The organism is Streptomyces sp. NPDC059743 (genome assembly GCF_042732975.1).
Taxonomy (GTDB): domain Bacteria; phylum Actinomycetota; class Actinomycetes; order Streptomycetales; family Streptomycetaceae; genus Streptomyces.
On sequence record NZ_JBHWGS010000006.1, the window covers coordinates 359,707 to 372,361 of the forward strand.

The 12,655-nt window shown below is 70.2% G+C and carries 11 protein-coding genes; 6 read left to right on the plus strand and 5 right to left on the minus strand.

Annotation, left to right across the window (positions count from 1 at the left end; genetic code table 11):
* The first annotated feature begins 32 nt into the window (after positions 1 to 32).
* Positions 33 to 260, plus strand: coding sequence for a hypothetical protein (locus ACFV6H_RS14150; protein ID WP_078490871.1), 228 nt, complete (start codon positions 33 to 35; stop codon positions 258 to 260).
* A gap of 130 nt (positions 261 to 390) precedes the next feature.
* On the opposite strand, the gene ACFV6H_RS14155 is transcribed toward ACFV6H_RS14150, so the two are convergent.
* Positions 391 to 1,599: a TerD family protein gene (locus ACFV6H_RS14155; protein ID WP_384986909.1), complete on the minus strand. Its 1,209-nt coding sequence runs from the start codon at positions 1,597 to 1,599 to the stop codon at positions 391 to 393.
* 65 nt (positions 1,600 to 1,664) lie between these two features.
* Positions 1,665 to 2,474 (minus strand): NAD-dependent epimerase/dehydratase family protein, encoded by an 810-nt coding sequence (locus ACFV6H_RS14160; RefSeq protein WP_385541461.1) that lies wholly within the window; start codon positions 2,472 to 2,474, stop codon positions 1,665 to 1,667.
* Positions 2,475 to 2,717: 243 nt separating this feature from the next.
* Here ACFV6H_RS14160 and ACFV6H_RS14165 point away from each other — a divergent pair, with 243 nt between their 5' ends.
* On the plus strand, positions 2,718 to 3,746 hold the full coding sequence (locus ACFV6H_RS14165) for a 5-dehydro-4-deoxyglucarate dehydratase (RefSeq protein WP_385541463.1): 1,029 nt from the start codon (positions 2,718 to 2,720) through the stop codon (positions 3,744 to 3,746).
* A complete protein-coding gene (locus tag ACFV6H_RS14170; RefSeq protein ID WP_385541465.1) occupies positions 3,743 to 4,927 on the plus strand; it encodes a hypothetical protein in 1,185 nt (394 codons plus the stop codon). Before ACFV6H_RS14165 ends, ACFV6H_RS14170 begins: the two co-directional genes overlap by 4 nt.
* Here ACFV6H_RS14170 and ACFV6H_RS14175 read toward each other — a convergent pair.
* A complete protein-coding gene (locus tag ACFV6H_RS14175; protein WP_385541633.1) occupies positions 4,913 to 6,151 on the minus strand; it encodes an MFS transporter in 1,239 nt (412 codons plus the stop codon). The genes ACFV6H_RS14170 and ACFV6H_RS14175 overlap by 15 nt on opposite strands.
* A 270-nt stretch (positions 6,152 to 6,421) precedes the next feature.
* On the opposite strand from ACFV6H_RS14175, the gene ACFV6H_RS14180 reads away from it, so the two are divergent.
* From ACFV6H_RS14180 to ACFV6H_RS14190, 3 genes are all read left to right on the plus strand, one after another.
* Positions 6,422 to 7,894 carry an NCS2 family permease gene (locus ACFV6H_RS14180; RefSeq protein ID WP_385541468.1) on the plus strand — a complete coding sequence of 491 codons (1,473 nt, stop codon included), beginning with the start codon at positions 6,422 to 6,424 and terminating at the stop codon, positions 7,892 to 7,894.
* A 168-nt stretch (positions 7,895 to 8,062) separates the two neighbouring features.
* A complete protein-coding gene (locus ACFV6H_RS14185) occupies positions 8,063 to 8,365 on the plus strand; it encodes a hypothetical protein (protein ID WP_093603584.1) in 303 nt (100 codons plus the stop codon).
* Positions 8,362 to 9,975, plus strand: a complete 1,614-nt coding sequence (locus ACFV6H_RS14190) for an amidase (protein ID WP_385541470.1) — start codon at positions 8,362 to 8,364, stop codon at positions 9,973 to 9,975. Before ACFV6H_RS14185 ends, ACFV6H_RS14190 begins: the two co-directional genes overlap by 4 nt.
* Positions 9,976 to 10,116: 141 nt before the next feature.
* Here ACFV6H_RS14190 and ACFV6H_RS14195 read toward each other — a convergent pair whose 3' ends face one another.
* Both ACFV6H_RS14195 and ACFV6H_RS14200 read right to left on the minus strand, forming a co-directional pair.
* Positions 10,117 to 11,565: a peptidoglycan D,D-transpeptidase FtsI family protein gene (locus ACFV6H_RS14195; RefSeq protein WP_385541472.1), complete on the minus strand. Its 1,449-nt coding sequence runs from the start codon at positions 11,563 to 11,565 to the stop codon at positions 10,117 to 10,119.
* A 163-nt stretch (positions 11,566 to 11,728) separates the two neighbouring features.
* Positions 11,729 to 12,580, minus strand: a complete 852-nt coding sequence (locus ACFV6H_RS14200) for an IclR family transcriptional regulator (protein WP_384986923.1) — start codon at positions 12,578 to 12,580, stop codon at positions 11,729 to 11,731.
* Positions 12,581 to 12,655: the final 75 nt, after the last annotated feature.

Sequence of the window (12,655 nt, forward strand, 5' to 3'; positions counted from 1 at the left end):
GCCGGGGCTCCTTGGGCGCATACTTCCAAGTAATGACAAAGTCAGCCGGATCCCGGCGCCACCTGCCGTCCAGTCCCTTCAACCGCCAGGCCCCGGCCTCACCTCCGCCCGAGCAGTTCGATGTGGGAGACCGTGTCTCACATGACCAGTTCGGACTGGGCAGAGTCATCGGAGTCGAGGGCGAACACGCCGTGCTCATCGATTTCTCGGGGCGACAGGGGAGGATCCTGAGCCCCTTCGCCAAGCTGACCAAGCTCTGAGGCGGAGCCTGTACGCCGCGCCCCCGGGCCGCCGCGGGTCCTGACGGGACCCCGTGGCGGCCCGTAGGCATGTCCGGCGGACGCCTGTCCCGCCGATGCCCGGCTGCCGGCCTCCCCGATGCTCAGATCCTCAGAGGACCTTCGCGGCGGGCTTGACCATGCCGCGGACCGTGCGGGACTTCACAAACTCCCCGAGACCGGTCATCTCCCACTCGCCCGAGAACTGCTTGATCAGTTTCGCCATCATCACACCCGTCTGCGGCTCGGCCGTCGTGAGATCGAAGCGGACCAGCTCCTCGCCGGAGGCCGCGTCGATCAGCCGGCAGTACGCCTTGGCGACCTCGGTGAACTTCTGGCCCGAGAAGGAATTGACGGTGAAGACCAGTCCCGTCGCATCGGCGGGCAGCCGGCCGAGATCGACCACGATCACCTCGTCGTCGCCCGCGCCCTCTCCGGTGAGATTGTCACCGGAGTGCTTGATCGAGCCATTGAGGATGGAGAGCTTGCCGAAGTAGCAGCTGTCGAGATGGTTGCGGTTCGGACCGTAGGCGATCACCGAGGCATCGAGATCGATGTCCTTGCCGCGGTACGCGGGCTCCCAGCCGAGGCCCATCTTGACCTGGCTGAGCAGCGGACGGCCGCCCTTGACCAGCGACACCGTCTGGTTCTTCTGGAGGCTGACGCGGCCCTTGTCCAGATTGATCTTGCCGCTGCCGGGCGCGGCGGCGGGCGGTCCCGGCGGCGCGGCCGGAGCGGGCGGCGCGGCCTGGGCGGCCTGCGCGGGCGGCGCCGCCTGCGCGGGTGCGGGGACCGGGACCGCGACGGGAGCCGGGGCGGGCTCCTCGACCGAGACACCGAAGTCGGTCGCGATCCCGGCCAGTCCATTGGCGTACCCCTGGCCCACCGCACGCGCCTTCCAGGCGCCGTTCCGCAGATAGATCTCCACGATCACCAGGGCCGTCTCGCTGCCCAGCCGCGGCGGCGTGAACGTGGCCAGCGCGCCGCCCGTGGCGGCGTCGCGGATCGTCGCGGTGGGCTCGATGCCCTGGAAGCTCTGTCCGTCGGCGTCCGGGCTCGCGGTGACGACGATCTTCTCGATGCCCGGCGGGACGGCGGTGGTGTCGACGACGATCGCGTCCGGCGCCGAGCCGCCGCCCGAGCGGTAGGTCACGCCCGGGCCCGCCGGCTGGTTGTAGAAGATGAAGTCGTCGTCCGAGCGCACCTTGCCGTCGGCGGTGAGCAGCAGGCCCGATACGTCGAGCCGCACGGGAGCGGCGACGTCCACCGCCACATGGGTGGTGGGAAGAGGGATGTTCGAGCCGGGGGTCATAGCTGTCATGCCTGGCGTAACGAACGACCCCGCTTTACCGTTCCCTTACCTACGCCATTCGCGCGCCATTCGCGTCAGTGCGGCCAGCGCGGCGGGTCGGTGATGAACTGGCCGCCCAGGTACGCGTGGTCCGGTCTGGCCGGATCGAGCGGTCCCTGGGCCGCGAGGAGCTTCTCCGCGTACTGCTCCGAGTCGTCCTGAGGCTCGTATCCCAGCGCCCGCGCGCTCGTCAGGTCCCACCACAGCCGGGTGTTGGCGGAGGAACCGTATACGACGGTGTGGCCGACGTCCTCGGCGGTGAGCGCGGAGTGGAAGAGACGGCCGCAGTCCTCGGGGCTCAGCCAGACGGAGAGCATCCGGACGGTGCTGGGCTCGGCGAAGCAGGAGCCGATCCGTACGGAGACGGTCTCCAGCCCGTGCAGATCCCAGTAGAGCTGGGCGAGATCCTCGCCGAAGCATTTGGACAGCCCGTAGTAGGTGTCCGGGCGGCGCGGCGTGTCGACCGGGATCAGCGGATCGTCGCCCTGAGGGCGCGGAGTGAAGCCCACGGCGTGGTTGCTGGAGGCGAAGACCGTACGCGCGACACCTTCCGCGCGGGCCGCCTCGTAGAGGTTGTACGTGCCCTGGATGTTGGCGCGCAGGATCTTGTCGAAGGTGGACTCCAGCGAGATGCCCGCGAGATGGATGATCGCGTCCACGCCCCGGACGGCCTCGCGCAGCGCGTCCGTGTCCGCGAGATCGGCGGTGATGGCGGCGGGCTCGCCCTCGACGGGATGGACGTCGAAGAGCCGCAGTTCATAGCCGTACGCGGGCAGCAGGCCCCGCATCAGGGTGCCGAGGCCGCCGGCGGCGCCGGTGAGCAGAACGGTACGCGGTGCGGGCATCGGGAAATCTCCTCGGCGGAAGCTCAGATCCGTAGACATCATTCACATGCGTGGACACGCTAAGGAGTGGGCGGCGGCAGCGTCAAGTGTGGCGTGAGCGCGGTGAATATGTCTCTGAGTTGCGGTTTCTCGTCTTGACCCGCGCCGCGAGGCTGCCCTAGCGTGGCGTTGTTCAGGGATATGGACATCGATCAGAATTGTGCACGAGCGGTCGCCGCTCGCTGCATGGCCAAGGGAGCGCTCGTGACCTCAGCCCCGCTCGCCGCACGCCTCACCCGCGTGGCCGGGCCGCTGTTCTTCCCCGTCACCGCGTACGGGCCCGACGGCGCCCTCGACCTCGACGCCTTCCGCGCGCATGTCGGAGCGGGCGTCGACGCCGGAGCCGCCGCGGTCTTCGCGTGCTGCGGCACCGGTGAGTTCCACGCCCTCACTCCGGAGGAGTTCCGCGCCTGTCTCGCCGCGGCCGTCGAGGTGACCGGCGGCCGGGTGCCGGTCGTGGCGGCGACCGGATACGGTACGGCGCTCGCGATCCGGTACGCGCGCATCGCCAAGGAGGAGGGCGCGGACGGACTGCTCGCGATGCCGCCCTATCTGGTCGTCGCCGACCAGGAAGGGCTGGTGCGCCACTTCACCGCCCTGGCCGCCGCCACCTCCCTGGAAACCATCGTCTACCAGCGCGACAACGCCATCTTCACTCCGGCGACCGTCGTCCGGCTCGCCGCCGTGGACGGCATCATCGGCCTCAAGGACGGATACGGCGACCTCGATCTGATGCAGCGCATCGTCAGCGCCGTACGGACCGAGCTGCCCGGCCGCGAGTTCCTCTTCTTCAACGGTCTGCCCACCGCCGAACTCACCGGTCTTGCCTACCGCGGTATCGGGATCACGCTCTACTCCTCCGCCGTCTTCGCCTTCGCGCCCGATATCGCGCTCGCCTTCCACCGCGCCCTGGCCACCGGCGACGACACGACCGTCGAGCGGCTGCTCGACGGCTTCTACGCGCCGCTGGTCGAGCTGCGCAATCTCGGCCGTGGCTATGCCGTCTCGCTCGTCAAGGCGGGTGTACGGCTCGGCGGGCTGGACGTGGGCGAGGTACGGCCGCCGCTGAGCGAGCCGCTTCCCGACCATCTCAAGGCGCTCGCGGTCCTGATCGAACGCGGCAGGGCCCTGCTTCCCGACGGCACCGAGGACGGCCCGGTAAACGGCGTCGCGGACGGCTCGGTGGACGGCCCGGCGTACGGCGTCGCGGACGGCACGGAGACGGGCCGGTGAGGACCTCCGTCTTTCTCTATCCCTGGGACGTGGTGGGCGATCCGGACGCGCCGACCAGGATCGCGGACCTCGGCGTCCAGCAGGTCACTCTCGCCTCCGCCTACCACTCCACCCGCGCCCTGACTCCCCGTCATCCGCGCCACCGTGTCGTCACCGCCGAACACGCCGCCGTCCTCTATCCGCCGGACGCCGCGCGCTGGGCGGGCCATGAGCTGCGCCCGTATCCGGCGGGCGACTGGGCGCCCGGCGACGCGCACGGCGAGGCAGCGGCGGCGCTCGTGGACGCCGGGCTCGATGTCCACACCTGGGTGATCCTCGCGCACAGCTCCCGCCTCGGCGCCGAATATCCCACCACCTCCGTGGTGAACGCCTACGGCGACCGCTATCCCTGGGCGCCCTGTATCGCACGGCCCGCCGTCGCCGCGTATCTGGCCGAGCTGGCGGCGGAGGCCGCCGTACGGCCCGGCGCGCGCGGCACCGAGCTGGAGTCCTGCGGCTGGTACGGACTCGCCCATCTGCACGCCCACGACAAGATCGCGGGCGTCGGCCTCGGAGACGCGGCCCAGTATCTGATGTCGCTCTGCTTCTGCTCGGTCTGCCGGGAGGGATACGCGGGCCTCGGCGCGGATCCGGACGAACTGGCCGCCGCCGTACGGCGCGCGCTGGAGCCCGGCTGGGCCGGCGGCTCCGCCGAGGCCGGCTGGTCCGGAGTCGAGAAGCTGCTCGGCGCGGATCTCGCCGCCGTCACCTTCGACTGGCGCGGCGGGATCGCCCGTACGGTCCAGGAGTCGGTGGTCGCGTCGGTACGGGCGGCGGCCGGGCCCGGGTTCCAGGTGCTGCTGCACGCCGATCCGGTGCCGTACCACACCGGTGCCAATGCCGGTGTGGAGCCGGCACACATCCTTGGTGTCGCGGACGGCGTCGTCCTGCCCTGTTCCGGTGGTGCGGCCGGGAGCGTGGTGCCTCCGTTCGCGGAGCATCGCACCGCGTCCGCTGTGTCCCCGGTGGTCGCCGCCAACTTCAATGTCGTCAGCGGGATGGGCGGCAGCCCGGCGACGCTCGCCGAGGACGCCGTACGGGCGAGGGAACTGGGCGCGACCGAACTGCGGCTCTACCACGCGGGACTGGCCTCCGACGCGGATCTCACGGCGGTCGCGGCCGGACTGTCACAGCTCGGCTGAGCCTGGTCGCGGCTCGGCTGAGCCCGGTCGCGCCGGAGGTGCCGGTCGTGGCGCGGGCCCGCTCCGGGCCAGGGCGAGCGCGGTGAGCAGGCCCGCCACGCCGGTCACCGGCAGCAGGACGGCGAGATCGACGAACGCGATCAGGCCCGCGCCGAGCGCCAGCGCCACCGCGTTCGGCACGTAGATCAGGGTGTTGGCGCTCGCCGCCGTCCGGCCCAGCACCCGATCGGGAATCTCCCGCTGCACCGCCGTCAGCGCGGCGATCAGCACACACGGCAGCCCGAGTCCGACACCCGCCGCGCTCGCCAGCGCCACAGTGTCGTACGGCAGCGCCCGCGCTCCGACCGACAGCGCGAACAGCGCCACGCCCGCCGCCGCGAACACCCGCTCCGGCAGCCTGCGCAGCAGCGGTCCCGCCAGGAGACCGACGGCCACGGAGCCGGCGCCCTGCACCGCGTACAGCACTCCGGCGTACGCGGGGGAGTGGCCGATGGTCCGGTCCACGACCGCGTAGATTGCCGCGCCGTTGATCCCGGCGAGCAGCATCGTGACCGCGGCGCCGAACACGAGCGGACGTACGGCGGGAGTCGCGCGCAGCCGTCGGAAGCCCTCGGCGGTGCCCGACAGCCGCCCTTCCGCGCGGTGCGGCGCCGGCGGCTCCTCCCGTACGCGCATCAGCGCGAAGCACCCGGCGGCCAGCGCGAAGGTCACCGCGTCCAGCAGGGCGACGGGCGCGCCGCCGAAGCGGGCGTAGAGACCGGCTCCCGCGAGCGGCGCGAGCAGCTTCATGCCCTCGTTGGCCGTCATCCGCAGCCCGTTGAAGTCGCCCAGCAGCCGCTTGTCGACGGCCGTGGCGACCAGCGCCGTCTCCGCGGCGTCCTGGACGACGCCGGCGGCCCCGTATACGACCAGCACGGAGTAGAGCAGCCAGATACGGTCCGCCGAGTCGACGGCGAGCAGGAGCGGCAGCAGGACCGCCATGGCGAGATTGCAGCCGATCAGCAGCGGTCGGCGACGCATCCGGTCGGCGACCGTCCCGAGCAGCGGTCCCACCAGCGTCGGTGCCCACATCGCGAAGACGGTGAGCGCGGCCAGACTGTCCGAGCCGGTCAGCGACTTGGTCCAGATGCCCGCCACCAGCCACATCGCGGACGTACCGAAACCGGACACCACCACACCGGACAGATACAGCCTGGCGTCGCGGTCCCGCAGTACGCCTCCCACGCCCACACCCAATGTCCTGTCCCTTCACTGACTGCGGATACGGGCGTCAGAGTGGCGGCTGAGTACCGGGTGGCCGCATTGGGCAATCGCCCTACTTCCGCGCACGAAGGGCCTCAGACCTGTGCCGCGCGGGCCTGTCGCGCGTACCTGTCGCGCGCACCCGTTCCGCGTGCCGGAGCGAGGTCGTTAACACGGTGAAAACCTGAACTGTCCCTGACAGGAGCACAATCCCTCTACCCCCCCGCGACCGTCGTCGGCAAAAGGAGCCTCATGTCAGGCCAGACCGTGGACCGGACCCCGCAGTCACCGGAAACACCGGAGAGCGCCGCCGGGCAGCGACGCAACGCCGTGGACCGCTACTTCAAGATCAGCGAGCGCGGTTCGACCTATGGACGCGAGGTACGCGGCGGCTTCGCCACCTTCTTCACGATGGCCTACATCCTCGTACTCAACCCGATCATCCTCGGCGGCGCCGAGGACAAGTTCGGTGCGCATCTCTCCGGGCCCCAACTCGTCACCGCCACCGCGCTGGTGGCCGCCGTGATGACGGCGGTCATGGGCCTCGGCGGCAATCTGCCGCTCGCCATCGCCGCCGGCCTCGGACTCAACGCCGTCGTCGCCTTCCAGCTCGCACCGCTGATGAGCTGGCCCGACGCGATGGGACTGATCGTCCTGGAAGGGCTGGTGATCTGCGCACTGGTCCTGACCGGACTGCGCGAGGCGGTCATGCACGCCATCCCGCACTCGCTCAAGCAGGCCATCAGCGTCGGGATCGGTCTCTTCATCGCCTTCATCGGCTTCATCGACGCGGGCTTCGTCACCCGTATCCCCGGCGAGACCGGTTCCGTACCGGTGCAGCTCGGCGCCTCGGGACAGCTCTCCGGCTGGCCCGTCCTGGTCTTCTGCCTCGGTGTGCTGCTGACGGTCGCGCTGGTGGCGCGGAAGGTGAAGGGCGCGATCCTCATCGGTATCGTCCTGACGACCGTCGTGGCCGTCGTCATCAACGAGATCGCCGATATCGCGCCCACCGCCTGGGGACTGACCGCGCCGTCCGTGCCCGACGACATCGTTGCCGCACCCGACTTCGGGCTCGTCGGCTCCTTCAGCCTCTTCGGCGCCTTCGAGCAGATCGGTGTGATCACGCTCGTCCTGCTCGTCTTCACGCTTCTGCTCAGCGACTTCTTCGACACCATGGGCACGGTCGTCGGTGTCTCCTCCGAGGCCGGACTCCTGGACGAGAACGGCAAGGTGCCTCATCTCGGGCGCGTCCTGCTGATCGACGGCGCGGCGGCGGTGGCGGGCGGCGCGGCCTCCGCCTCCTCCAACACCTCGTACATCGAATCGGCGGCGGGCGTCGGCGAGGGCGCCCGTACCGGCTTCGCCTCCCTCGTCACCGGCGCCCTCTTCGGGCTCTCCCTCTTCCTCGCGCCGCTCGCCCTGGTGGTGCCCGCGCAGGCGGCGGCCCCGGCGCTGGTCGTGGTGGGCTTCCTGCTGATGACGCAGGTGCGGCACATCGACTGGGAGAAGTACGAGATCGCGATCCCGGCCTTCCTGACGATCGCCGTGATGCCCTTCACGTACTCCATCACCAACGGCATCGGCGCCGGCTTCCTCGCGTACGTCCTGATCAAGACAGTGCTGGGCAAGGCGCGTGAGGTGCACTGGCTGCTCTGGGGAACGGCGGCGCTGTTCCTGGTCTACTTCGCGATCGATCCCGTCGAGCAGCTGCTCAATGTGACGTAGTGCCAGGTGTGGCGAGAGGCGTAGTGCCAGGTCGTGGCCCGTGTGGCGGCTGTGGGGGGTGCGTTCGATGTAACACCCATGAAGCATGTGCTCAATGGGGCAGTCATCGACGGCTGATGGAGTCACGCCCGCACCCCCCGCACGGCATGCACATCCCCGGAGGTTCTTTTGAGCCAGCCTCAGCCGCCCACTCAGGAGCAGTTGGACGCGTACATACGGACCAGACTCGCCCTGGCCGGCGTCGACCTCGATCTGCTGCCCGCGCAGCCGGACCCCGAGACCGGTGTCCCCACCCGTGACCAGGCCCTGCGCTCACTGCGCTCCTTCGTGACCGGAGGGCCCGTCGCCATCGCGGGCTGGGCGCCGCCGGTGACCGGTACGCCGGCCGCCGCCTACGCCCAGCAGGCCTCGCCGCCGCTGATCTATCCCTCGATCACCGAGGCCTGGACCGGAAAGGCGGACGCACGATGAGCCGCGCCGTCAACCGCCGTGCCTTCATCGCCAGTTCGGCCGCGGTGACGGGCGCCGTCATCAGCGGGACCGCCCTCGCGACTCCGGCCGCCGCACACACGTCGTCTTTCACGGGTTCCTCCGGCTCGGCGGGCTCGTCCGGCCGTAAGCCGTACCTTCCCGACATCGAGGTGCGCGACGCGGCCCGCCGCGATCCCACCGAGGCGACGCTCGCCGAGGCCGCCGTCCTGATGAGCCGCCGCAAGCTGACGTCCACCACGCTGGTCGAGGCGTATCTCGACCGTATCGCGACCTATGACTCCACCTATCAGGCGTACGCCGAGGTGACCGGCGAGAGCGCGCTCGCCGCCGCGCGCAAGGCAGACCGGAGCGGCGGAAAGGGCGGCGTCCTGAGCGGAGTTCCGCTCTGCATCAAGGACAACTACTACACGCGCGGAGTGCCGACGCGCTGCAACTCGTTCATCTTCGAGGACTTCGTCCCCGACTACGACGCCACCGCGGTCGCACGGCTCACCTCCGCGGGCGGCATCGTGCTGGGCAAGGGACAGATGGGCCCGCTCGCCACCACGCGCGCGACCACTCCGAACGGGACCGTCACCACCGTCAACGCCTGGACGCCGGAGAATCCGGCCACCGATCCCGGCGGCTCCTCCACCGGTCCCGCCTGTGCCGTCGCCGGGCGGCTGGCCTCGTCCTCCATCGGTACGCAGACGGGCGGATCCATCGTCCAGCCCTCCAACCGGCAGAATCTCACCGGGCTCAAGCCGACCATGGGCCGGGTCTCCGCCTATGGCGTGATCCCGCTCTCGTACACCCGTGACCATCCGGGACCGCTGGCGCGCGACGCGATGGACGCGGCGCTGATGCTCGCGGTGATGGCGGGCCCCGATCCGCACGATCCGCGCACGCTCGGCCTGCCCGCCGTCCCCGATCTTGTACGGGCCGCGACTCCGGTGGTCTCCCGTGGCAAGGTGAAGCTGCGCCGGGCCACCAAGATCGGTGTGCCCGCGGACTTCCTCAACTCCGCCACCGAGGTGCGCAGGGCGTTCCTCGACAAACTGGACTCCATCTCCGGTGTGACGCTGGTCGATATCGCCTATCCGGCCGACTGGTCGCTGCTGACCGGTACGTTCAACGACGCGCGGCTGTCCGAGCGGACCGAGCCGTTCCGGTACTGGCTGCGTGAGGACCCGGCCAAGTTCGGTGTCTCCCTGCTGAGCTGGCTCCAGGGACTGATGCTCTCCGGCGACGAGTGGATCACGGCGCAGCGCGCCAAGAACCATCTGCTGCGCGAGGTGCTCGACGGTGTCATGGCCCGCTGCGATGTGCTGCTCCAGACCGGGCCCGTGCCGTTCGACATCCTCGGGCTGCCGGAGATCGCCTTCCCGGTGGGCTTCACCTCGGGGATTCCGGCCGGTGTGATCATCGGCGGCCAGCCGTACGAGGAGGACCGGCTGCTGGAGGTCGCCGCCGCGTACCAGGCCGTGACGGACTGGCACACCCGGCGCCCGGCGGATCCGGCGTCCGCTCCGGCGGGACGGACCGCCCAGCGGATGGCCGTCGCCAGGCCGCGTATCACGGCGGAGGAGGCGGCGGCGCAGAGCGCGTAAGAGCTCTTGGCCTCAGGTGATTCCCGCACGTGATTCCCTCGCCTGATCCCCCCTGGCGGCGAGCCAGTGGGGGATCGGGCGAGAGGTCGCCGGGTGGGAGGCCGCTGGCGAGAGGTCACCCGAGAGGTCACCGGCGGGAGGTCACTTCAGGGCCGCCGTCATCATCTTCTGTGCGATCGGAGCGGCCAGACCGTTGCCGCTGACCTCCGAGCGCGCCGCGCCCGAGTCCTCGACCACCACCGAGACCGCCACCTCCTTGCCGGTGGCCTGGTCCTTCGCGTACGAGGTGAACCAGGCGTACGGCGTACGGCTGTTGTCCACGCCGTGCTGCGCCGTGCCCGTCTTGCCGCCCACCTCGGCGCCGTCGATCCTGGCGTTCGTTCCCGTACCGTCCTCGACCACCGTCACCATCGCGCTGCGCAACTGCTCGGCCGTGGACGAGGAGACGATCCTGGTCGTGTCGCCGTCCCGGTACGACCGCAAGGTGTCACCGCTCGCGTCCACCACCTTCGACACCATGTGCGGCGCCGCCAGCATCCCGTCGTTGGCCAGGGCCGCCGAGACCATGGCCATCTGGAGCGGAGTCGCGGTCACATCGAACTGGCCGATGCCCGTCAGCGCCGTCTGCGCCCGGTCCATGCCGGACGGATAGACACTCTCCGAGGCCCGCACCGGCACATCCTGGGTGGTGTCGTTGAAACCGAACTTCTCCGCCATGGCGCGCACCTTCTCCTGGCCGAGCTCGTCGGCCATCTTCGCGAAGACGGTGTTGCAGGAGTACGCGAGGGCGGTACGGATGGTGGCGTTCTCGCACGGCGCCGAGCTGTTCTCGTTCCGCAGGACGGTGGTCGTGGTGGGCAGTGTGTACGGATCGGGGCTGTCGGTCGGTTCGTCGACCGAGCCGTACAGCCCGTCCTCCAGCGCCGCCGCCGCGACCACCAGCTTGAAGGTCGAGCCGGGCGGCAGCGGCTGCCGCAGCGCGCGGTTGACCATCGGCTTGTCCGGGTCGCCGGTCAGCGAGCTCCAGGCGTCGCCGTCCGTCGTTCCGCTGATCCTCGTCGGGTCGTACGACGGAGTGCTGACCACCGCGAGCACCCGGCCGGTCACCGGATCGATGGCGACCGCCGCGCCCTTCTTGTTCCCGAGCGCGCGGTAGCCGGCCTCCTGTACGGCGGGCTCGACCGTCGTCAGGACATCGCCCGGCGCGGTCTGCTTGCCCAGGATCGCGTCGAGCGGATTCTTCAGCCGGCTGTCCGTCCCGTCGAGCACATCGGAGTAGATGCCTTCGAGCTGGGTGGAGCCGTACGCCTGCGAGCTGTAGCCGGTCACGGGCGCGTAGAGCGTGCCGTCGGTGTACGTGCGCTCGTACGCCAGATCGCCGCTGTCCGTCTTCCTGGAGCCCGTGACGGCTGAACCGGCCACGACGATGTCGCCCAGCGGCTGTGCGTACTGCGCGATGATCTGGCGCCTGTTGTGCTTGTCGTCGGCGAGGGCCTTGGCCTCGTACGCCTGCACCCAGGTCGCCCGTACCAGCAGGGCGAGCACCATCAGCAGACAGACGACCGCCGTGTGTCTGATCGTTCTGTTCATTTTCGTCCCGTACGTAGTCCCGTACGAGGGACGAGCGGGCCGGCGGCGGTCGTTCCCGGGGGCCGGGCTTCTCAGGAACTCTTCAGGAACGCTGAGAGGAGGCCAGGGGCGCAGAGGCCCAGGGGCGCAGGGGCTCGGATGGGCGCCCTCGGTTCAGAGCCGCTCAGAGCCGCCGGGTCGCGAGCGTGAGCCGGTCGCGGGCGTCGAACAGCGCGTCCTTGATCATCTGCTCATGCCCGGGAGTGAGCCGCGCCACCGGCACCGAGCAGCTGATCGCGTCGCGCGCCGGTGTCCGGTACGGGATCGCGATGCCGAAGCAGCGCAGCCCGAGGGTGTTCTCCTCGCGGTCCACGGCGAAGCCCTGCTCACGTACGGTGTGCAGCTCCTCGATGAGCTTCTCGCGATCGGTGATGGTGTGCTCGGTCAGCGCCGGCATGGTCTCCGGCAGCATCTTGCGCACCTGCTCGTCGCTGTGCGTCGCGAGCAGTGCCTTGCCGAGCGAGGTCGAGTGCGCGGGCAGTCTGCGCCCGACCCGGGTGAAGGGCCGCAGATAGTGCTGTGACTGGCGGGTGGCGAGATAGACGACATTCGTGCCGTCGAGACGCGCGAGGTGGATGGTCTCGGTGGTGTCGTCGGAGAGCCGGTCCAGCGTGGGCCGGGCGGCGGCCACGACCTCGTCGCCGTCGATGTACGAGGTGCCGACCAGCAGGGCCCGTACGCCGATGCCGTACCGCGTGCCCGTCGCGTCCGTCTCCACCCAGCCCAGCTCCACCAGGGTGCGCAGCAGCATGTACAGGCTGGACTTGGGGTAGCCGACCGCCTCCTGGACGGCGGCGAGGGAGTGCATGCCGGGGCGGCCCGCGAAGTATTCGAGCAGTTCCACCGTCCGTACGGCGGACTTGACCTGTGCCCCGCCCGCTCCACCGGTCTCCGCAGCCGATGCATTTGGCGCACTCGACGCACCCGAAGTACCCGACGCACCCGAAGTACCCGACGCACTCGAAGCACCCGACATCGCTCTCGCCCCTTTTCGCCTTCCGGACCACTCTTGACCACACGGAACGCGCGGAAATAGAGTCCCCACAGATTC